The sequence below is a fragment of the Nonomuraea sp. LP-02 genome (assembly GCF_036289125.1).
GTDB lineage: Bacteria > Actinomycetota > Actinomycetes > Streptosporangiales > Streptosporangiaceae > Nonomuraea > Nonomuraea bangladeshensis.
Genome location: NZ_JAXCLK010000001.1, coordinates 9,017,027 through 9,037,040 on the forward strand (window position 1 = coordinate 9,017,027; position 20,014 = coordinate 9,037,040).

Annotated in this window: 18 protein-coding genes; 10 read left to right on the forward strand and 8 right to left on the reverse strand. The window is 71.7% G+C overall.

Features of this window, described 5'->3' with window-relative positions; translation table 11 throughout:
• Window positions 1-69: 69 nt before the first annotated feature.
• Window positions 70-489: a Zn-ribbon domain-containing OB-fold protein gene (locus SMD20_RS41960; protein WP_329591904.1), complete on the forward strand. Its 420-nt coding sequence runs from the start codon at window positions 70-72 to the stop codon at window positions 487-489.
• Window positions 486-1,613 (forward strand): thiolase C-terminal domain-containing protein, encoded by a 1,128-nt coding sequence (locus SMD20_RS41965; protein WP_329591905.1) that lies wholly within the window; start codon window positions 486-488, stop codon window positions 1,611-1,613. Before SMD20_RS41960 ends, SMD20_RS41965 begins: the two co-directional genes overlap by 4 nt.
• A 58-nt stretch (window positions 1,614-1,671) precedes the next feature.
• Here SMD20_RS41965 and SMD20_RS41970 read toward each other — a convergent pair whose 3' ends face one another.
• Window positions 1,672-3,759, reverse strand: a complete 2,088-nt coding sequence (locus tag SMD20_RS41970) for an acetate--CoA ligase family protein (RefSeq protein ID WP_329591907.1) — start codon at window positions 3,757-3,759, stop codon at window positions 1,672-1,674.
• 4 nt (window positions 3,760-3,763) lie between these two features.
• A complete protein-coding gene (locus tag SMD20_RS41975) occupies window positions 3,764-4,918 on the reverse strand; it encodes an acyl-CoA dehydrogenase family protein (protein WP_329591909.1) in 1,155 nt (384 codons plus the stop codon).
• Between the two features lie 115 nt (window positions 4,919-5,033).
• On the opposite strand from SMD20_RS41975, the gene SMD20_RS41980 reads away from it, so the two are divergent.
• Window positions 5,034-5,645, forward strand: a complete 612-nt coding sequence (locus tag SMD20_RS41980; protein WP_329591911.1) for a TetR/AcrR family transcriptional regulator — start codon at window positions 5,034-5,036, stop codon at window positions 5,643-5,645.
• 9 nt (window positions 5,646-5,654) lie between these two features.
• On the opposite strand, the gene SMD20_RS41985 is transcribed toward SMD20_RS41980, so the two are convergent.
• Together SMD20_RS41985 and SMD20_RS41990 are read right to left on the reverse strand one after the other, a co-directional pair.
• Window positions 5,655-6,473, reverse strand: a complete 819-nt coding sequence (locus SMD20_RS41985) for a MaoC/PaaZ C-terminal domain-containing protein (protein ID WP_329591913.1) — start codon at window positions 6,471-6,473, stop codon at window positions 5,655-5,657.
• A gap of 1 nt (window position 6,474) precedes the next feature.
• Entirely contained in the window at window positions 6,475-7,374 is a 900-nt protein-coding gene (locus SMD20_RS41990) for an SDR family oxidoreductase (RefSeq protein WP_329591915.1), read from the reverse strand.
• A gap of 68 nt (window positions 7,375-7,442) precedes the next feature.
• Here SMD20_RS41990 and SMD20_RS41995 point away from each other — a divergent pair, with 68 nt between their 5' ends.
• Genes SMD20_RS41995 through SMD20_RS42005 form a run of 3 tightly spaced genes read left to right on the forward strand, consistent with a single transcriptional unit; the run spans window position 7,443 to window position 10,481 of the window.
• On the forward strand, window positions 7,443-8,885 hold the full coding sequence (locus SMD20_RS41995) for an MFS transporter (protein ID WP_329591917.1): 1,443 nt from the start codon (window positions 7,443-7,445) through the stop codon (window positions 8,883-8,885).
• A gap of 22 nt (window positions 8,886-8,907) precedes the next feature.
• Window positions 8,908-9,324: an acyl-CoA thioesterase gene (locus SMD20_RS42000; RefSeq protein ID WP_329591919.1), complete on the forward strand. Its 417-nt coding sequence runs from the start codon at window positions 8,908-8,910 to the stop codon at window positions 9,322-9,324.
• Window positions 9,324-10,481, forward strand: a complete 1,158-nt coding sequence (locus SMD20_RS42005; protein WP_329591921.1) for an MFS transporter — start codon at window positions 9,324-9,326, stop codon at window positions 10,479-10,481. Before SMD20_RS42000 ends, SMD20_RS42005 begins: the two co-directional genes overlap by 1 nt.
• Before the next feature lie 22 nt (window positions 10,482-10,503).
• Here the strand turns inward: SMD20_RS42005 and SMD20_RS42010 are convergent, their stop codons facing one another.
• The 4 genes from SMD20_RS42010 to SMD20_RS42025 all read right to left on the reverse strand — a co-directional run bounded on the left by SMD20_RS42010 (window position 10,504) and on the right by SMD20_RS42025 (window position 14,153).
• On the reverse strand, window positions 10,504-12,012 hold the full coding sequence (locus SMD20_RS42010) for a glycoside hydrolase family 13 protein (protein ID WP_329591922.1): 1,509 nt from the start codon (window positions 12,010-12,012) through the stop codon (window positions 10,504-10,506).
• A 17-nt stretch (window positions 12,013-12,029) separates the two neighbouring features.
• A complete protein-coding gene (locus SMD20_RS42015; RefSeq protein ID WP_329591924.1) occupies window positions 12,030-12,410 on the reverse strand; it encodes a globin in 381 nt (126 codons plus the stop codon).
• Between the two features lie 9 nt (window positions 12,411-12,419).
• On the reverse strand, window positions 12,420-13,415 hold the full coding sequence (locus SMD20_RS42020) for a mechanosensitive ion channel family protein (RefSeq protein WP_329591926.1): 996 nt from the start codon (window positions 13,413-13,415) through the stop codon (window positions 12,420-12,422).
• Between the two features lie 453 nt (window positions 13,416-13,868).
• Complete coding sequence (locus SMD20_RS42025) at window positions 13,869-14,153, reverse strand: hypothetical protein (RefSeq protein WP_329591927.1); 285 nt, start codon at window positions 14,151-14,153, stop codon at window positions 13,869-13,871.
• A gap of 272 nt (window positions 14,154-14,425) precedes the next feature.
• Here SMD20_RS42025 and SMD20_RS42030 point away from each other — a divergent pair, with 272 nt between their 5' ends.
• The 4 genes from SMD20_RS42030 (at window position 14,426) to SMD20_RS42045 (ending at window position 20,002) form a co-directional block, all read left to right on the forward strand.
• Window positions 14,426-15,976: an XRE family transcriptional regulator gene (locus SMD20_RS42030; protein ID WP_329591929.1), complete on the forward strand. Its 1,551-nt coding sequence runs from the start codon at window positions 14,426-14,428 to the stop codon at window positions 15,974-15,976.
• The gene (locus SMD20_RS42035; protein WP_329591931.1) at window positions 15,973-16,476 is read left to right on the forward strand and encodes a GNAT family N-acetyltransferase; all 504 of its coding nucleotides are present in this window, start codon (window positions 15,973-15,975) and stop codon (window positions 16,474-16,476) included. The genes SMD20_RS42030 and SMD20_RS42035 overlap by 4 nt, the downstream gene beginning before the upstream one ends.
• Before the next feature lie 317 nt (window positions 16,477-16,793).
• Entirely contained in the window at window positions 16,794-18,092 is a 1,299-nt protein-coding gene (locus SMD20_RS42040; RefSeq protein ID WP_329591933.1) for a DMT family transporter, read from the forward strand.
• 200 nt (window positions 18,093-18,292) lie between these two features.
• Window positions 18,293-20,002, forward strand: coding sequence for a tetratricopeptide repeat protein (locus SMD20_RS42045; protein WP_329591935.1), 1,710 nt, complete (start codon window positions 18,293-18,295; stop codon window positions 20,000-20,002).
• The last annotated feature ends 12 nt before the right edge of the window (window positions 20,003-20,014 follow it).

A 20,014-nucleotide genomic window follows, 5' to 3' on the forward strand; every position in this document is an offset into this window, starting at 1 on the left:
CTCGTGGGTCTTCCCTCTCTGGTCCGGCTGGTTCTAGAGTGAAATTCTAGAACCAGATTGGGGAGGCCGATGAAGCCGGCACCTAAGCCCACACCCGACACCCAGCCGTTCTGGGACGGCACGGCCGAGGGAGAGCTCAGGATCCAGCGCTGCCAGACATGTGCGCGCCACTACTTCTACCCGCGCCCGAGCTGCCCCCATTGCGGCAGTGACCAGGTCGAATGGGTCCGGGCCAGCGGCCGTGCGACCCTCTACTCGTACGTGATCAACCACCGCCCCGCCCCCGGCTTCCAGGACGACGGCCCGTACGCCATCGCGGTCGTCGAACTGGAGGAGGGCGTACGCATGATGACCAACATCGTGGGCGTCGAGAACGTCCCCGAGAAGCTGCCACTGGACATGGAGCTGCGGGTGGTGTTCGAGCGGCGCGGCGAGGTGTCGGTGCCCCTCTTCGAGCCCGCCGCCACGGACGCGGGAGGCGCCCGATGAACGTCGTGATCGCCGGCGCCGCCGAGACCGACGAGGTCGGCCGCCTCCCGAACCACTCGACCCTCCAGCTCCACCTGGAGGCCGCCCGCAACGCGCTCGCCGACGCGGGGCTGACCAAGGACGACATCGACGGCGTCGCGACGGTCGGCACGCCCGGCCCGATCCAGGTGGCCCACGCCCTCGGCATCACCCCCGCCTGGCTGGACGGCACGGGCGTGGGCGGCTCGTCGTTCCTGTTCCACGTACGGCACGCGGCGGCGGCCATCCGCGCCGGGCTGTGCCACACCGTGCTCATCACGCACGGCGAGTCGGGCCGCTCGCGCGTCGGGGCCGGCCGGTACGGCATGGGGCCGGACTCGCTGCTGGGCCAGTTCGAGATCCCGTACGGCGTGGTCGGGCCACCCACGTCGTTCACGATCACGGCGCTGCGCTACATGAAGGAGACCGGCCTCACCCACGAGCAGCTCGCCGAGGTGGCGGTGGCGCAGCGGCGCTGGTCGCACCTCAACCCGCGGGCGATGTTCCGCGATCTCATCACGGTCGAGGACGTGTTCGCCTCGCGCATGGTCGCCTACCCGTTCCACCTGCTGGAATGTTGCCTGGTCACGGACGGCGGCGGCGCGCTGGTCGTCACCTCCGCCGAGCGCGCCCGCCGCTCCCCGGTCCACCTGCTGGGCTCGGGCGAGTCGGCCGAGTCGCCGATCATCTCGCAGATGGAGGACTTCACCACCTCCAAGGCGTTCCGGCGGTCCGGTGAGGCCGCGTTCGCCGAGGCCAAGATCACTCACGAGGACGTCGACCACCTCATGGTGTACGACGCCTTCGCCCACGTGCCGATCTACGGCCTGGAGGATCTCGGGTTCGTGGGCCGGGGCGAGGCGGGGGCGTTCATCGCCGAGGGCCACACCTCGCCCGGCGGCCGGCTGCCCATGAACACCAACGGCGGCGGCCTGTCCTACACGCACACCGGCATGTACGGCATGTTCGCCATCCAGGAGGCGGTGCGCCAGCTCCGCGGCGAGGCGGCGGCCCAGGTGCCCGGCGTCGAGGTGAGCGTCGTGCTGGGCAACGGCGGCATGTTCGCCTCGGCCGCGACCCTCGTCCTCGCCAACCGCCTGCCCTGACGAACGTCATGCCGCGCCGGCCGGGGACCCAGGGTCCCCGGCCGGCGGTGGCGTGAGGTCAGTCGCGCCAGGTCACCAACGCGTCCAGGGCCTCGACGCGGGAGCCGGTGACGAGGAGCGGATTGATCTCCAGGGATTCCAGGCGTTCGCCCAGACCCTCGGCGAACGCCGCGATCCGCGCCACCACCTCGGCCACCGCGTCGAGGTCGGCGGGCTCGGCGCCCCTGGCCCCCTGCAGCAGCGCCGCGCCGCGCAGCTCCGACAGGGCCCGGCGGACCTCGGCGGCGTCCACCGGCAGCACGCGCAGCGCCGCGTCCCGCAGCACCTCGACCCACACCCCGCCGAGCCCGACGGCGAGCGTCAGCCCCCAGGCGGGATCGCGGACGATCCCGACCAGCAGCTCGATCCCGCCGCCGCGCTGCGGCTGCACGAGCACCCCGTCCGCGTCCGGCACCGCGGCCATGAGCTCGCCGTGGATCCGCCCGACCGCGGCGGCGTCCCGTACGTCCAGGCGGACCCCGCCGATGTCGCTCTTGTGGCCGAGCCCTTCCGCGGCCACCTTGAGCACGACGGGATAGCCGAAGCTCGCGGCCGCCGCGACGGCCTCGTCCGCGGTCCTGGCGAGCGCCGACGGCACGACGGGCAGCCCGGCCGCGCCCAGCAGAGCGGCGGCCCGGTGCTCGGCCCACACCCCCGTCGCCCCCTCGGGTACGGCCACGGAGGCGGGCGGAGCGGCAGTGGGCCGGGACAGGGCGTGCTCCCGGGTCTCGGACCAGCGGACCGCGGCCGCGATGGCCTGGAGGCCGTGCTCGATCCCGCCCGCCACGTACGGATAGCCGGTCTCCTGCTGCACCCGCCGTCCGAACTCCGTGACGTCCGTGAGCACGTTGCTCACCACGACGACCGGCACCGGCGACTCGGCGATGCGCCGCGCGCTCGCCGAGTACAGCGCGAAGACCGGCGCCGGGTCGGGCGGCGCGACCTTGGGCGGCTCGGACAGCAGCAGCACCACGTCGATGCCGGGATCGGCGGTGACCACCTCCAGCGCCCGTCCCAGCAGCGTCCGGTCGATGAGGACGTAGCCGGTGACGTCGAGCGGGTTCTGCACGGTGCCGAACGACGGCACGATCTCGGCCAGCTTGGCCACGGTCTCCGGCGCGAACGCCGGCAGCTCCAGCCCTTCGTCCTCGGCCCGGTCGGCGATGATCTCCGACGCGCCGCCGGAGGGCGTCACGACGCCGACCCGCCGGCCGGGCAGCGGCCCGGTCGAGGCCAGCAGGCCGGCCGTGATGATCAGGTCCTCCAGCGAGCGCACCCGGATCACGCCGAGCTGCCGCAGGGCGGCGTCGATGACGTCGTCGTCGCCGACGAGCGCGCCCGTGTGGGCCTGCGCGGTACGTGAGGCCAGCGTGCTGCGCCCGATCTTCAGCGCGACGATCGGCTTGCCGGCCTCCAGTGCCCGCCGCGCCACCCGGGAGAACTCGGCCGGGTTCCTGATCGTCTCCAGGAACAGCGCGATCACCTTGGTCGCCGGATCGTCCACGAGGTAGTCGACCACGTCGGTGACCGTGACGACCGACTCGTTGCCCATCGAGGTGAGCAGGCTGACGCCGACGTTGCGGGCCAGCGCGAAGCCCAGCACCGAGCTGGCCAGCGCGCCGCTCTGCAGCACCACGCCGACCGAGCCGCGCAGCAGCGGCTCGGGGATGGGCAGCCCGTACGGGGTGATCCCGGCGGCGGCGTTGATGTAGCCGTTGCCGTTGGGCCCGAGGATGGTCAGGCCGTGCTCGCGGGCGAAGGCGGCGATCTCGGCCTCCATCCGCGCGCCCGCCTCGCCCGACTCGCCGAAGCCCGCCGTCAGCACCACGTAGTCGCGGATGCCGAGCTTGGCGCCCTCCTTGAGCACGCCGAGCACCGCCGGGGTCGGCACCATGACGTACGCGAGGTCGACGGGTTCGGGGATGTCGGTGAGGCTGCGGTGGGCGGGCTGCCCGTGCACCACGCCGCCGCGCGGGTTCACCAGGTGCACCGGCCCGGGGAATCCGTGCGTACGCAGGTTGAGCAGGGTGCTGACCGACCAGCCCGACTTGTCGGTGGCGCCGACCAGGGCGATCGAGCGCGGGTTGAACAGTGCGTGGACCGACATGCGATCACTCCCCGATGAGGCCCAGCCGCGCATGTCCCTTGATCAGGTTGCGGGCGATGGTACGGCGCTGGATCTCGTCGGTGCCCTCGAAGATGCGCAGCAGCCGCAGCTCCCGGTACCACCGTTCGATCGGCAGCTCCTTCGTGTACCCCATACCCCCGTGGATCTGGAGCACCCGGTCGACGACCTGGTTGGCCATGACCGCGCCGTTGAGCTTGGCGATGGAGGAGGCGTGCCGGGCGTCCATGCCCTCCTGGACCCGCCAGGCCGCGTACAGCGTGAGCCACTTGGCGGCCTCGATCTCCACCTGCGAGTCGGCGATCATCCACTGGATGGCCTGGTACTCCGCGATCGCCTGCCCCATCGACTTGCGGATCTTGGCGTAGTCCACGGCCATCTGGAGCATGCGCTCGGCCGAGCCGATCGCGCGGGCGGGGATCATGTAGCGGCCCTGGCCGATCCACTGCATGGCCAGCTCGAAGCCCTTGCCCAGCTCGCCGAGGATGTTCTCCTCCGGCACCCGGACGTCCTGGAACACCAGCGACGCCGGGCCCCATTCGCCCATGGTCGGGATCGGCTCGGAGGTCCAGCCCATCTCCCTGTCCACCAGGAAGCAGGTGACGCCATGCTCCTCGGCCACGGCGAACACCATGACGAAGTCGGCCTCGCTGCCGTTGGTGATGAAGGTCTTCTCGCCGTTGATGATCCACTCGCTGCCGTCGCGTACGGCCTTGGCGCGGATGGCGCGGGCGTCGGAGCCCGCACCCGGCTCGGTGATCGCGAAGCAGGAGCGGCGCTCGCCCTCGATGGTGGGGATGAGGTAGCGGCGCTTCTGCTCCTCGGTGCCGGCGTAGAGGATGTTGTCGGCGGCGCCGCCGAAGGTGAACGGCACGAACGTGCGGCCCAGCTCCATCGCGATGATCGCGGACATGACGGGGCCGAGGGCGGCGCCGCCGTACTCCTCGGGGGTGTTGATGCCCCAGAACCCGGACTTCCTGGCCTTGGCGCGCAGCTCGCGCAGCGTGTCGCGGTCGAGCGCCGGCCGGCCTTCGCGCTCGTTGCGCAGGACGTCGGGCTCCAGCGGCATGACCTCTCTCTCGATGAAGGATCGTACGGTGTCGCGGATCTGCCGTTCCTCGGGGCTGAGTGAGAAGTCCACGGCCGCCTCCTGCCTGCGGAAATTTCTAGAATCTTTCTCTAGGAATACATTCGGGGCACGGAGGTCCGGTGTCAAGAATCAGATTCTAGAATTTGGAGGCGCTAGCATGGCACGCATGGCACGCAAGTCGTCGTGGGAGTGGAGCCGCACCGCGCAGACCCGCAAGAGCATGCTGCAGGCGGCCCGCGAGGTCTTCAGCGAGCACGGCTTCGCCGAGGCCAACGTCTCCGAGGTGGTGGCCCGCGCCGGATCCAGCGTCGGCAGCCTCTACCACCACTTCGGCGGCAAGACCGAGCTGTTCCTCGCCCTCTACGAGGACCACCAGGCCGCGCACGAGCAGGCCTCGGCCGCCAGCGTGTCCAAGGCCAAGAAGGAGGGCGTGAGCGACCCGGTCGAGCTGCTGATCGCCGGGGCGCGCGCCTACCTCGCCGGGGCATGGGAGCGCCGCGACCTGGTCCGGCTGTTCATGGACGGCGACGGGCCGCCCGGCTTCGAGCTGATCAGGCGCACCCGGGGCCGTGAGTGGGTCCGCCAGAACGCCGTGCTGCTCGGTGCCGGCGGCGACCCGCTCGACCGGTTCACCGTGGCCGTGCTGACCAGCATCATCGGCGAGGCCGCGCGCGAGGTCGCCACCTCCGACACCGAGGAGGAGGCCCAGGAGGTGATCGAGGCGGCGATGACGCTGATCCACCGCCTCGACCCCCTGCGCGTGCTCGACGAGAGCTGAGACCGGGGCTCAGGCGACGGTGGCCCGGCCGCGGTCGATGACCACCGTGCCGTCGTCCTTCGCCGTACGGAACAGCACGTCGGCCCCGTCCACCCAGATGGACACCGTCAGCGCCTCGCCCGGGAAGACGGGGCTGCTGAACCGGCCCGACATCGCCTTGAACCTGGCCGGGTCCGAGCCCGCGACCGCGTGCAGCAGCGCCCGCCCGGTGACCCCGTACGTGCACAGCCCGTGCAGGATCGGCCGGTCGAAGCCCGCCCGCGCGGCGAACTCGGGATCGCTGTGCAGCGGGTTGTAGTCGCCCGACAGCCGGTAGACCAGCGCCTGCTCGGGCCGCGTCGCGTAGGTGATCTTGTGGTCGGGGGCCCGGTCCGGAGCCCGCCAGTCGTCACGCGGCCCGCGATCACCGCCGAAGCCGCCCTCGCCCCTGATGAACACCGAGCTCCGGCTGACGATGACCGGCTCGCCGGTCTCCAGATCGACCGCCCGCGCCTCGGAGGTCACCAGCGCCCCCGAGCCCTTGTCGTAGATGCCGGTGACCGTGCTGGAGGTGCGCACCCCGCCGGCCGCAGGCAGCTCGCGGAACACCTCGAACGACTGCTCGGCGTGGACCAGCATGGCCCGGTCGAAGTCGCCGAGCCGCCGCCCCGGCGACTGCGCGGCCAGCACCGCGAACGTCGGCAGCACCCGCTGGCCCTTCTCGGTCGCGAACTCCAGCTCCGAGAGGCCCGCGCCGACGCCGAGCGCGTACAGCATGGTGTCCCTGGCCGTCCAGGTGCGCTCGTGCGCTGGCCCCTCCTGGCCGATCACGCCGTGGTCGAGCGGCATGTCAGTCCTCCCGTCCCGGGATGCGGCCGTTGGTGAGCGCGTTGGGCGCGGCCTTCTCGACCAGGCCGGGGACGACCGCGCCCAGCTCGGCCGGGTCCCACCGCGAGCCCTTGTCGACGCCGGGCCCCGCGTGCCAGCCCTCGGCCACGCTGATCGCGCCGCCGCGCACGTTGAACACCCGGCCGGTGATACCGCGCGCCTCCGCGCTGGCCAGCCAGACCACCAGCGGCGCGATGTCGTCGGGGTCGGCGCCCTTGGCCCCGGAGCGGATGAGGTTCTCGGTCATGCGGGTGAGCGCGGCGGGGGCGACGGCGTTGACGGTGACGCCGTAGCGCTCCAGCTCCCGCGCGGCGATGACGGTCAGGCCCGCGATGCCCGCCTTGGCCGCGCCGTAGTTGCCCTGCCCCGGGTTACCGTAGATCCCGGAGGACGAGGTCGTGTTGATGATCCGGGCATCCACCGGTTCGCCCGCCTTCGCCTTGCCCCGCCAGTAGGCGGCGGCGTGGCGCAGCGGCGCGAACGTTCCCCGCAGATGCACCCTGATGACCGCGTCCCACTCGTCGGCGGTCATGTTGACGAGCATCCGGTCCCGCAGGATGCCCGCGTTGTTGACCAGCACGTGCAGGTCGCCGAACCGCTCGATCGCGGCGCGCACCAGGCGTTCCGCGCCGTCGAAGTCGGAGACGTCCTCGCCGTTGACGATCGCCTCCCCGCCCATGGCCTCGATCTCGGCCACCACGTCCGCCGCGGCCCCGGACGAGCCGGTGCCGTCCACCTCCGCGCCCAGGTCGTTGACCACCACCTTGGCGCCCTGCCGGGCGAACTCCAGCGCGTGCCCGCGCCCGATGCCCCGCGCTCCGCCCGTGACGATGACCACGCGGCCGTCGACTATTCCGCTCATCCGACACCTCGATCCTTGACCGGCTGACGATGCGAATTGGATTCTAGTATTAAAATCTAGAAAGGACAGTGTCTCTCTTGACGCTCGCGACCACCACTCCCATAGGCCAGGCCTGGCGAACGTTGTCGGTCGTGAGCCTCGCCAGCATGCTGACCGGCCTCGGCGGCAGCTCGATGAACGTCGCGCTGCCCGAGATCGCCCGGCACACCGGAGCCGACGCCACCGCGGCCGGCTGGATCCTCCTGGGGTTCCAGTTGACCACGACCGTGCTCATGGTGGTATTAGGCCGGCTCGCCGATCTGTTCGGCCGCCGCCGCATGTACCTGCTCGGGCTGGGCGTCTACACGTTCGCCGCCCTCCTCGCCGGCTTCTCGCCCAACGCCTGGGTGATCGTCGCGCTGCGCGTGGTGCAGGCCGCCGGGGCCGCGATGCTCCTCACCAACAGCGCCGCCCTCGTCAGCGACGCCTTCCCCCGCGAGCGGCTGGGGGAGGGCATGGGCGTGTACGTGGCCTCGTTCTCGATCGCCGGGCTCATCGGGCCGACGCTCGGCGGTTTCCTGGCCGAGAGCCTCGGCTGGCGGTGGGTGTTCTGGTTCAACGTGCCCATCGGCGTGGCCTGCCTGATCTGGGGCGCGCTCGTGCTGCGCGCCCCCGCGCCCGGCGACCGCGACCGCGGCCTCGACCTGCCCGGCAGCCTGCTCGTGCTGGTCACGCTGGGCGGGCTGCTGCTGGCGCTGTCGGAGTTCACCCGGCTCGGCTGGAGCCACCCGATCGTGGTGTCCGGGCTGGTGGCGGCCGTCGCCGGGCTGCCGCTCTTCCTCGCCAGGGAGCGGCGGGCCGCGCACCCCGTGGTGGACCTGGGGCTCTTCCGCGACCGGGCGTTCGCCTTCGGGACGCTCGCCTCGTTCCTCAACGCCGTCGCCCGCATGGGCATGGTGTTCCTCGTCGCCCTCTACTTCCAGGCCGTACGCGGCGACGACCCGGTGCAGGCCGGGCTCAAGGTGCTGCCGCTCGCGGTGGCCGCGATGACCGCCTCCGTGGTCTCCGGGTTCCTCCAGCGCCTGCTCACCGCCCGTACGCTGGCCGTCGGCGGCGCCGCCGCCACCACCTGCGGCCTGCTCGTCATGCTGGCCGTGATGTCCACCGACGTCCCCTACCCGGCCGTGGCGCTCGGGCTGGTGCTCATCGGGCTCGGCTCGGGGGTGTTCCTGCCCTCCAACACCACCGCCATCCTCGACGGCCTGCCCTCCGACCGGCTCGGCATCGTCAACGCCATGCGCCTCATGCTCCAGAACACCGGCAACGTCGTCGGCACCGCCCTGGTCCTGTCGATCCTCACCGCCCCGCTCCCGGCCGCCCTGCATCAGCAGGTCTTCGCCGGCACGCTCGGCCGGCTCTCGGGCGGCGCGGTCGAGCAGCTCGTCACCGGCTACCGCTACGCGCTCGCCGCCATGGCCGCGATCTCGGTGCTGACCGTGCTGGCCTGCCTGGCCCGGCGCAGGGCCACCTGACCGGGACCGGTACGGTGGCCAGGTGGTTGAACGCAACGGTCCCCGGCGACACGTCTACCTCCGCGCGGTGCGCTTCGGCGACGTCGACTCCCAAGGTCACGTCAACAACGTGCGCTTCCTCGACTACCTGGAGGACGCCCGCTTCGGCATGTTCGCCATCGACCCGCACAACGCGGGGGAGGAGCCGTTCGGCGGCCTGGTCGTCACCCGGCACGAGATCGACTACCGCCGCCCGCTCGGCTTCCGCCCCCAGCCGGTGCGCGTGGAGACCTGGGTGGAGGAGGTCCGAGCGGTGCGCTTCCGGCTGCGGTACGAGATCGTCGACGACGACGAGCTCTACGTCACGGCCACCTCCGTGATCGCCGCCTACGACGTCGAGCGGGCCGCCCCGCGCAGGCTCACTGAGGCCGAGCTGGCCTACCTCAAACGCTTCTCGTAATGAAGCGCTGGTGGATGCTGGCGCTGGGCGTCAACGCCCACGCCGGCGTCACACTCGGGCTGTTCGGCCTGCCGCTGGTCATGCCGGAGATCCAGCGCCACTTCGGGGTGTCGCTGCCGGTGGCCGGCATCATCGCCAACGCCTCCGCCGTCGGCATCCTCGCCGCCCTCGTCGCGTGGGGCGCGCTGGCCGACCGGCACGGCGAGCGGGTGGTGCTCGGCACCGGCGTGGGCCTGGCGGCCGTGCTGTTCGCCGCCGCGTCCTTCGTCGAGAGCGCCTGGGCCGTGGCCGTGCTGCTCGCCCTGGCCGGCGCGGCGGGCTCGGCCGCGATGGTCGGCGGCGGGCGGATCGTGCTGCGCTGGTTCCGGCCGCCCGAGCGCGGCCTCGCCATGGGCGTGCGCCAGGTCTCCTTCACGCTGGGCATGGCGGTGGGCGCGTTCACGCTTCCGCCGGTCGCGGCGGCGTACGGGCTGCCCGGCGTGCTGCTCGTCTGCGCGGGCGTGAGCCTGCTGGCCGCGGTGCTGGCCGCGATCTTCCTGACCGAGCCGCCGCACGAGCCCGCCGGGCAGGGCACGGCGCCGGCCGGCTCGCCGTACCGGCAGCCGGCGCTCTGGCGGGTGCACGCCACCAGCGCTCTGCACGTGGTGCCCCAGATCGTGGTCACCACGTACGGCGTGACCTGCCTGGTCGAGCTCTACGACTGGGACGCGGTGTCGGCCGGCCGGCTGTTCGGCGTGGCGGCGATCGGCGGGGCCGCGGTGCGCGTCGCGGCCGGCCGCTGGTCGGACCGGGTCGGGCTGCGCATGCGGCCCCTGCTGCTGATCACGTTCGCCAACGTCGTCGTGCTGCTCCTGCTGGTCGCCGGGACGCTCACCCGCACCTGGCCGGGCCCCGTCATGCTGGCGCTGGCCGCCGTGATGACCGTGGCCGGCAACGGGCTCGCCTACCTCGCGGCGGGCGAGCTCGCCGGGCCCGCCTGGGCGGGGCGGGTGCTCGGCACCCACAACACCGTCCAGAACACCGTCTCCCTGGCCGCCATCCCGCTCGCCGGCGTGCTCATGGAGAGCGCCGGGTTCTGGGCGGGCTTCGCCGCGGGGCTGGCGTGCACGCTGCTGTCGGTGCCGGTCGTGCCATGGAGGAGCGAGCGGGCGGAGTGAGCGCGCCGGGCGACCGTGATGGCTACCCGGCCCGGCGCAGCCACACGGCGGTGTCGGCGGGCAGCAGGCCGCCCTTGACCGGGCCGCTCGCCAGGATCACCTCGTCGTGGGCGGGGAGGCGTACGGGGTGGGTGCCGCAGTTGACGGCGCAGATCAGCGGGCCGCGGGTGAAGAAAAGCGCACCTTCGGGAGAATCCAGCCACTCCAAGGTGTAAGGAATTTCCTCCACCAGTTCGCGGCGCCGGGCGAGCGCCCGCCGGTAGAACTCCAGCGTCGAGCCGGCGTCGCCCTCCTGCTTCTCCACGCTCAGCTCCGCGAACGACGACGGCTGCGGCAGCCACGGCTCCACCGAGTCGGGGGAGAACCCGTGGGAGGGGGCGTCCACCGTCCACGGGATCGGCACCCGGCACCCGTCGCGCCCCGGCAGCTTGCCCTCCGACTGGAAGAACACCGGATCCTGGCGGGCCTCGGCCGGCAGGTCGGTGACCTCGGGCAGGCCCAGCTCCTCGCCCTGGTAGAGGTAGGCCGAGCCGGGCAGGGCCAGCATGGTCAGCAGCGCCGCCCGCGCCCGGGACAGCCCCGTGCCGGGGTCGGCCGTGCCGTAGCGGGTGCGGTGGCGTACGACGTCGTGGTTGGACAGCACCCACGTCGCGTAGGGGACCGCGCCGAGCGTGTCGTCGATCACCTTCTTGAACGCCGTCGGCGACCAGGGCGCCTGCAACCAGGCGAAGTTGAAGCTCTGCTGCAGCTCGTCGGGGCGCACGTAGAGCGCGAGGTCGTCGAGGCTGTCGGTCCAGACCTCGCCCACCGCCATGCGCTCGCCCGGATAGCTGTCGAGCAGCCGGCGCCAGTCGCGGTAGACGCCGTGCACCTCGGGCTGCCCCCACACGGGCGAGGCCGCCTTGAACGACTGGTCGCCCACATCGGGCAGGCCCTCCGCCTTGTAGAGGCCCATCGCCACGTCGATGCGGAACCCGTCGACGCCGCGGTCCAGCCAGAACCGCAGCACGTCGAGGAACTCCGCGTGCACCTCGGGGTTGCGCCAGTTGAAGTCGGGCTGGCCCGGGGCGAACAGGTGCAGGTAGTACTGGCCGTCGGGCGTCTGCGTCCAGGCGGGGCCGCTGAAGGTGGACTGCCAGTTGTTGGGCGTGTCGCGGAAGATGTAGCGGTCTCGGCCCTCGCCCTTCAGCGCCGCCTGGAACCACGGATGCTGGTCGGAGCTGTGGTTGGGCACGATGTCGACCAGCACCCGCAGCCCCAGCTCGTGCGCCTCGGCCACCAGCGCGTCGAAGTCGGCCAGCGAGCCGAACAGCGGGTCCACGCCGCGGTAGTCGGCCACGTCGTAGCCGCCGTCGGCCATGGGGGAGGGGTAGAACGGCGTCAGCCAGATGGCGTCGATCCCCAGCCGCTTCAGGTAGGGCAGCCGCTGCCGCACCCCGGCCAGGTCGCCGACGCCGTCTCCCGAGGCGTCGGCGAAGCTGCGTACATAGATCTCGTAAACGACGGCGTCACGCCACCAGGGGATGTCCATGACGGCTCTCTGCCCCGTCAGGCGGGAGAGTTCACCAAGCTGTGGGCGGCGTAGACCAGATAGTCCCAGAGCCGGGTCTCCTGCTCCTCCGGCAGATCGAGCGAGTCGACCGCGTCCCGCATGTGCCGCAGCCAGGCGTCCCGCTCGGGCTCGCCGATCACGAACGGCATGTGGCGCATCCGCAGCCGGGGATGCCCGCGCTGCTCGCTGTAGGTCTTGGGGCCGCCCCAGTATTGGACGAGGAAGCCCCGCAGCCGCTCCTCGGCGCCCGTGAGGTCGGGCTCCGGGTAGAGCGGCCGCAGGATCGGGTCGTCGGCGACCCCCTCGTAGAAACGGTGGACGAGGCGCCGGAAGGTGTCCTCGCCGCCTACGGCATCGTAGAAGGAGGTCTCAGTCACAGCATTAGCTTAGGCAATCGCGACCATGGGAATGCCCGCGGTGTCCATGGCCGTCTTGACCCGGAGCCGGAGCTCCCGCGCCACCTCGGCCTGCGCGGACGGCAGGGTCTTGACCGTGACGCGGAACACCATCGCGCTGTTGGAGAGCTGCTCCACGCCGTAGACCTGGGGCTGCTCGACGATCTTGCTCTCGCGCAGCTCGGAGTCGGCCCACATCTCCTCGGCGGTGTGCTCCAGCAGCACCTTCACGGCGACCACGTCGGCGTCGTAGCCGACCGGGACGTCCACGAAGGCGCGCGACCAGCCCTGCGACTCGTTGCCGACGCGGGTGATCGTGCCGTTGCGTACGTACCAGACGCGGCCGTCGGCGTCGCGCAGGCGGGTGATCCGCAGGGTCACGGCCTCGACCGTGCCGACGGCGGCGCCCGCGTCGATCACGTCGCCGACGCCGTACTGGTCCTCCATCAGCATGAACAGGCCCGCGATGAAGTCCTTGACCAGCTCCTGGGCGCCGAAGCCGATGGCCACGCCGAGGATGCCGACGCTGGTCAGCACGGGCGCGATGGGGATGGTCAGCCGGTCGAGCACGGTCAGCACCGCGGTGCCCAGGATGACGATCGAGGCGATGTACCTCAGCACCGAGCCCATGGTCTCGGCCCGCTGCTTGCGCCGCTCGTGCAGCAGCACGTCGATGCTGTCGGGAGCCGCGCCCTTGCGGAACCTGCTGGTGATCGAGCCGCCCGTGGCCGCCCGGGTGACCACCCGCGTGATCACCCGATGGGCGATGTTGCGGATCACGAACGCGAGCACCACGATCAGGACGATCGTGATGGCGGTCGCGACCAGCGGTGCCCAAGGGGCGTTGTCGAACACCCCAGCAAGGGTAGAGCAGAGCACCGTGTCGTTCTGGCAGACCGTGCTCACTCCGTGCGTGAGCTGGTCCAGGTCGGGCAGGACCGTGGACGTCGACGAGGGCTGTGGCGACGGTGTCACCAGCAGTAGCACTGGGTGGATCCCCCTCCGGAAGCGGTTCGATCGGCTTTGGATCGATTTGATCTAGTTGATCTAGTTCGCATCCAAAATACCGCCGACCGAACCGCCCGCCGTCACATCACGCCGGGGAAGACGGGGACGCGGGCTCTCTGGGCCGCGGAGGGAGAGAGCCCACGCTCCGATGACGGACGGCTCGGAACGGGACACGCACCCGGAAGCATGTCCCGCGCCGGTTCCGGGAGGGATCCCCCGAACACCCGCCCCGGTGGGACGGGTGGCTTGGCCGCGCGCACGGGTGCGAGCCGTGCGCGCGAGATCTGCCGCCCTCGAAAGGGCGGGAACCGGCGGAGTGACCAGGGCGCCGTCGATCGGAGCCCTCCGCACCGGTCACCCCGCCGGCTCCGAGGAGCCGCCGTGGTCGCGGTGAGCCGTGATGGCCGCGTTCCATCCGGATCACCGCCGTCATCACTCGCCCACGGCGGCGAGCACTCGGGCGACCTTCGTCGCCGCACCGGCCGGGTCGTCCGCCGTGTGCATCCGCTCGCCCCAGGACCAGCAGTACCACCAGTCCGGCATGTCGGATACGGTGGCCGACCGGCAGGTCACGTTCTCCGTCAGGCTCGTCGCCTTCGGGTTGATCACCCGTACGAACTGCCGGCCGCCCTGGGTCCGGACCACTCGGGCGAGCAACCCGCGGGCGCCGAGCTCCTTGACCAGACGCTCCAGCCGCTCGTAGTCGTCGTCCCCCACCGTTGTCCTCCTAGGAATCGCTGCTGGTGGGCCAAAGATGGCTCAAGACGGCGGCGGGCGCAACGAGCGGAATCCGGCTACGGGGAGTTGCTTCTCCCTCATGGGATGTAAGAAACAGCCCCTGGGAGGACGATCCTTAACCGTAGGCTTGTCGCGGAGCGTTTTCTTCCAGTCTTCGTTGCTTCATAGTCATGGGTAGGCGCGCTGCGACTTGTTGACTACGATCAGTCATCAGTTGCGGACCGGTCGAGACTTGCGTGAGAGGGGCCGGGATGTCCGGCAGGCAGCACAGGGAGACGGAGATCGCGCGGCGGATCCGGGCCAAAGGCCTCGCCGCGGGTCGCACTTCCTCCCAGATAGCCGACGAGATCCACGAAGCATGCGCGTCGCAGTTCAGCACGAGCCGGATCAAGGCCCATCGCCTGGCACACGGCATCGCGCTGGCCGACGTGATCGAGCAGGTCAGGGCCCTGTTCGATCGAGATCAGAAACCAGCACCGGGCATCGGCGAGACGCTGCTGTCCGCGTACGAGAGCGGGCTCAAACGCCCGGGGCCCGAATACCTCCACTACCTGTGCACGGTCTACCGGGTCGAGCCCTCCTCGCTCGGCTTCGACGCGCCGTGCATCTGCGGGCACGGTCACCGGACGCCCGGCGCCGTCGGCGGCGAGAACATCCCCCGCCCCCTGACGCTGGCCGAGCGCGATCTGGTGCTCCATCCGATGGTGATCGACCCGGAGACGGAGGAGGACGAGAACATCCTCCGCCGCACGCTGTTAAATCTGCTCAACACCGACACGGACCTCTCGGAGCAGCTCGACGGCCCCGTGCTCGGCGCGTGCGAGGGCATCAGGCGCCGCATGGACGAGACGCTCGTGTCGGCCACCGTCTCCGCCCAGATGCTCGACCAATGGGAGGAGGCGACGGCCAGCTTCGGCCGCCAATACACCACGACCGCCCCGCTGCGGCTGCTGTGCGACGTGCTGCTGGAGCTGAGCGCGGTCCGCACGGCGATGTCCAGGCGCCAGCCCATCGACCTGACGGAGCGGCTGTGCCGGATGGCCGCCCAGCTCTCCGGGCTGAGCGGCATGATCCTCATCAACCTCGGCGACCACCGCCTGGCCCGCGGGTTCTTCCGCACCGGGCGGGTGGCGGCCGACGAGACCGGCGACCGCGCGCTGCGGGCCTGGATCTGCGCCCGTGAGTCCCTCGTCCCCCTCTACTTCGGCGACGCCCGCGAGGCGCTGCACCTCGCGAAGAAGAGCCGCGACCTGGCCGGCAACACCCCGTGCGTCGCCCAGGCCATGGCCCCGGTCGTCGAGGCCAGGGCGCTGGCCATGATGTCGGGCATCGACAGCAAGAAGGAGGTCGTCGACCAGGCCAAGCGGGCGCTCGCCCGGGCCAGGAACGCCTTCAGTCACATGCAGGACGAGGACAAGGAAGACCTCGCCTTCGGCTACACCGAGAAGCAGCTCTACTTCTACCAGGGCGACGTGCTCACCAAGCTCGGCCAGACGCTGGAGGCCGAGGTGGTGCTCGACCAGGCGCTCAGCGCCTACGAGGACCACATCCTCGACCAGACGCTGATCCGGCTGGACCAGGCGCAGTGCCGGCTGATCGACGGCGACGTCGCCGAGGCGGTGTCCGTCGCGACCAAGGCGCTCCTCCTGGTGGGCAACGAATACCTGACCGACTTCATCGTGCGCCCGGCCACGGCGCTGGAGCAGGCGATCGTGGCGCAGGACCCGCACGCGCCCGGTCTCGAGGAGTTCCGCGCCGCGCTGCGGCGCCCCAGGGCACAGATGAAAGGGGGCGGTGCGTGAAGCTGACCATCAGGCGTTATCGCTGGTCCGATCTCGACACCATTCTCGCGCTCCACCAGATCTGCCTCGCCCAGGTGGGCCTGTTCCCCGGCGACGGCGTCTACTACGACGACGACTTCCCCCGCATCCAGGACCTCTACCTGGCCTGCGGCGGTGACTTCCTCGTCGGGGAGACCGGCGGGCGGGTCGTCGCGATGGGCGGGCTGAGACCCGTCGACACCGTGACGGCCGAGGTCTGCCGGTTGCGCGTCCATCCCGAGTTCCAGCGGCGCGGCTTCGGCGTGGCCATGCTGCGCGCGCTCGAACAGCGCGCGGTGGAGCTCGGGTTCGGCAGCGTCAGAGGCGACACCACGCTCAACCAGGGCGCGGCGCTGTCGCTCTACCGGCGTCAGGGCTGGCGCGAGCTGTCCAGGGAGCGCGTGGGCGACCTGACCGTCGTCTACGGCGAGAAACGCCTGGTGCCTCCCGCGGTCCTCGACGCGGCGTCCGGCGCGGTCTAGCCCGGCCCCGTCGGGCTTTCCCCCTCCCGAGGCCATCCCCCTCCGGCCTCGTTCGGCGTGACCGTTCCGCCGACCCTTCCGATTTTCGCCCTGTTGCGGACAGGAGCCCGCCATTCCCGTGAAGCGGGATAAGTGTGGAGATGGGGCGACCCCCGGTGCGTGCGAGGTAGGGATGTACGAACCCGCGGGTGAGTGTCTTCACTCCAAGTGGTAGAGGAACCTGCCCGGCTCGCTGGCTGTACATCTCTGGCTGCGAATAGTAGTGAGATGCTTCTGCCATGGCAGGCGTGCCCGCTCCCCGACCCCTCCTGGGAGCCGTGCTTCTGTTGTTCGTCAGCGCCGCTTGGGGGTCGGCGTTCCCGCTGATGAAGGACCTCATCCATCGGTTACCGGTCGAGGATCTCCTCGCCGAGCGCTATCTGCTCGCGGCGCTGACGCTCCTCCTGATCCGGCCGCGCTGCCTTCGGGGGCTGCCGCGCGAGACGTGGATCAACGGGGTGATCCTGGGGATCATGTTCGGCGTCGGGCAGACCGCGCAGGCCGTGGCGCTGCACGGGCTGCCGTCGGCGGTGTCGGGGTTCGCCGTGGGGTGCAGCGTGGTGATCACGCCCATCCTGGCGCTCCTCGTCCACAAGGCCCGGGTGCAGACCCGCATCTGGTACGGCGTCGTCTTCGCGCTCGCCGGGATGACCGCGTTCACGCTGATGCGCGGCGTCGAGGAGCACGAGATCTCGCTGATCGCGCTCGCGGCCACCCTCGCCGCGGCGGCGCTCTACTCCGGCCACACGCTCATGCTCGGGCAGATCTCCAAGCAGCGGGTCTTCCAGCCGTACGCGCTGACCGCGATCCAGCTCGCCACCATCGGGCTGACCACGGGCGCCGCCGGCGTCAGGGACGGCATCACGCTCCCTTCGAGCGCGCCCGACTGGCTGCTGCTCGCGCACCTGTCGGTGGTGTCGTGCGCGCTGGGGTTCCTCGCCCGCTCGTACGGCCAGGCGCACGTGCCGGCGATCCCGAGCGCCGTCCTCATGTCGTCGCAGCCCGTCTTCGTCGCCCTCATCGCGGTGATCTGGTTCCACGAGCAGGTCGGCTGGAGCATGGTGGTGGGCGGCGGGCTCATGGCGGCCGCGATGCTGCTCGCCGTCCCCGCGCGGGCCACGCCGGACAAGCGGGCCGCGGCGCCGGACGAGCAGGCCGGTCCGCTGGACGAACAGGCCGCGCCGGACGAACAGGCCGCGCCGCCGGACAAGGAGCGCGTGCGGGGCCGCCGCGAGCTGCTCGACCTGTCCCGCAGGGCCGCGAAGGTGCTGAAGGACCTCCGCGTCAAGCGCGAGGAGTCACCGGCCCCCTGCGTCGAATCGCCGCCGATCATCGCCAAGAGCGCCTGCCTGGACACCGCCTCCTGCCCCTGGCACACCCGGTCGCTGAAGGGCGGCGGCGAGCCCAGCCTCGAACGCCTCATCGAGCGCGCCACCATCATCGTGCGCGCCAGGAACCTGCACGGCCCCGGATGTTGCCGATCGGTCACGCTCCTGGGCCGCTGCCTGTGCGAGCTGATGGAGGAATCCGAACGTAAGCACATGGACTCGACGCCCCGGTGGTTCGGCGCCAAATAGGTTAGGGAAACCAGTCAAAAGGCAACTACTTCTTATCCCTGGCCCTCCGGCTTATCCACCGCGAACCTTGATATTCGTAGGGGTGCCCTCCTGATAGGGCATCACCCCGCGCGAGTGGAGAGGCACGTCATGAAACGCATCGTCGTCCGCAAGCCTGGCCCCAAGAGGCTCGCCGGGACCTCCAGCGTCATCCACAAGGGGTGATCGAGAGCAGGTCTCACCTCAAGGTCGAGGGCGTACCGCCCGAGAGCTGGCAGGCCGCGCGGCTGCTGATGCCGATGATCGACGCGCACCGGCGGCCGCGCGGCCCCTACACCGTCGCGGCGGCGCTGCTGCGCGCCCTGGTGCCGGCGACCCTCGAACGCTCCGCGGAGCTGGTGGCGGCCCACGACATCGAGATCCGGGCGGCGGCGCCCGAGCTCGCCGAGCTGGTCCCGGCCCGGCGGGTGACGATCGACGCCGGGCTGAGCGACGACGAACGCATCCTCGTGCCCGCGCCGCGCCGCACGCTGCGGCTGGCCAACGGCCTCGCCGAGTTCGTCCGCGACGCCGTGCCGCCAGGACGGGCGCTGGCCGTGTGCAACCTCGCCGAGGCCGACCCCACCGACCTCGAACTGCTCGACGTCCTCGCCCGCCGGGTCCCGCCCGGCACGCTCACCCTCCTCCTCTGCACCGGCGGCCCCGAGCCCGCGCCCGACACGCGGGACGCCGCCGCGCTCTGGGCCGTCGTGGACCGCTCCATGCGCGAGGGTTTCCTGCACGCCGTCGTCGAGCTGGGGGAGCGCGGTCTCGCCAGGACCGAGCCGGGCGGGACCTCGTGGTGGCGCTTCGCGCAGCGCACCGCGACCGCGCTCGGCGGGCTCGGCCGCACCGCCGAGGCGCGGGCGCTCTGGGACCGGGTGCGCGAGGTCAGCCAGGACCCGAAGATGCACGCGGCGGCGGCGTACGGCACCGCCATGCTGGACGCCCGCCACCCCGACCCCGCCCGGCGCGACCTCGGCCGCGCCCGGCGCTGGATCAACCTGGCCATCGCCGTCTCCTCCCTCCTGCCCGACCCCGCGGAACGGGCCTTCAAGCTCGGCTTCGACCGCAACGGCCTGGCCCTGATCGAGCTGCGCCGGCAGCGGCCGGAGGCCGCGCTGGCGCTGGTGGAGTCGGCCATCGAGCTGGCCTGCGAGCTGGGGGAGCGGCATCCGCTGCACCGCATGGTGCTGCTGGCCAACCGGGCCCAGCTCCTCGCCGCGCTCGGCCGCGACAAGGAGGCCCTGGACGACTACGGGGCCGCCATCGCCCTCGACCCCGCCTTCCCCGACCACTACCTGGACCGCGGGAACCTGCTGCTCAGGCTGGGGCAGCACGAGGAGGCGCTGGCCGACTACGAGCGGGCCATGCGCGCCGGGCCGCCGCTGCCGGAGGCGTACTACAACCGGGCCGAGCTGCGCGTGACGCGCGGCGACAACGAGGGCGCGCTCGCCGACCTCGCCCGGGTCGTCGAGCTCGATCCCGCTCACCTGGACGCCTTCATCAACCGGGCCGGGCTGCTGGCCGCCCTGGGGCGCGACGAGGAGGCCGCGGCCGACGTGGCCGCCGGGCTCGCCCGCGCGCCCGGCAACCCGCACCTGCTGACCGTGCTGGGGCAGCTGGAGACGTCGGCGGGCCGGTTCGGCACCGCCGCGGCGGCGCTGGACGAGGCCGTGTCGGCCGCGCCCGACCTGGCGGCGGCGTGGGGGAACCGGGGGGTGCTGCGGTACGCGACCGGCGACCTCGAAGGCGCGGTCGAGGACCTGAGCCGGGCCATCGACCTCCAGCCCCAGCCCGACCTGTACGGCAACCGCGCCGTCGCGCTGCGCGCCCTGGGGCGCACGGAGGAGGCCGAGGCCGACGAGCGGCGCGTGAGCGCCTTCTCCTGAGCCGGGCGGCCT

Coding starts and splice junctions, on each gene's coding strand:
- SMD20_RS41980 (WP_329591911.1), top strand. CDS start 5,034: ATGGCACGCAAGTCGTCGTGGGAGTGGAGCCGCACCGCGCAGACCCGC.
- SMD20_RS41970 (WP_329591907.1), bottom strand. CDS start 3,759: ATGTCGGTCCACGCACTGTTCAACCCGCGCTCGATCGCCCTGGTCGGC.
- SMD20_RS41990 (WP_329591915.1), bottom strand. CDS start 7,374: ATGAGCGGAATAGTCGACGGCCGCGTGGTCATCGTCACGGGCGGAGCG.
- SMD20_RS41960 (WP_329591904.1), top strand. CDS start 70: ATGAAGCCGGCACCTAAGCCCACACCCGACACCCAGCCGTTCTGGGAC.
- SMD20_RS41985 (WP_329591913.1), bottom strand. CDS start 6,473: ATGCCGCTCGACCACGGCGTGATCGGCCAGGAGGGGCCAGCGCACGAG.
- SMD20_RS42005 (WP_329591921.1), top strand. CDS start 9,324: ATGAAGCGCTGGTGGATGCTGGCGCTGGGCGTCAACGCCCACGCCGGC.
- SMD20_RS42010 (WP_329591922.1), bottom strand. CDS start 12,012: ATGGACATCCCCTGGTGGCGTGACGCCGTCGTTTACGAGATCTATGTA.
- SMD20_RS42030 (WP_329591929.1), top strand. CDS start 14,426: ATGTCCGGCAGGCAGCACAGGGAGACGGAGATCGCGCGGCGGATCCGG.
- SMD20_RS41965 (WP_329591905.1), top strand. CDS start 486: ATGAACGTCGTGATCGCCGGCGCCGCCGAGACCGACGAGGTCGGCCGC.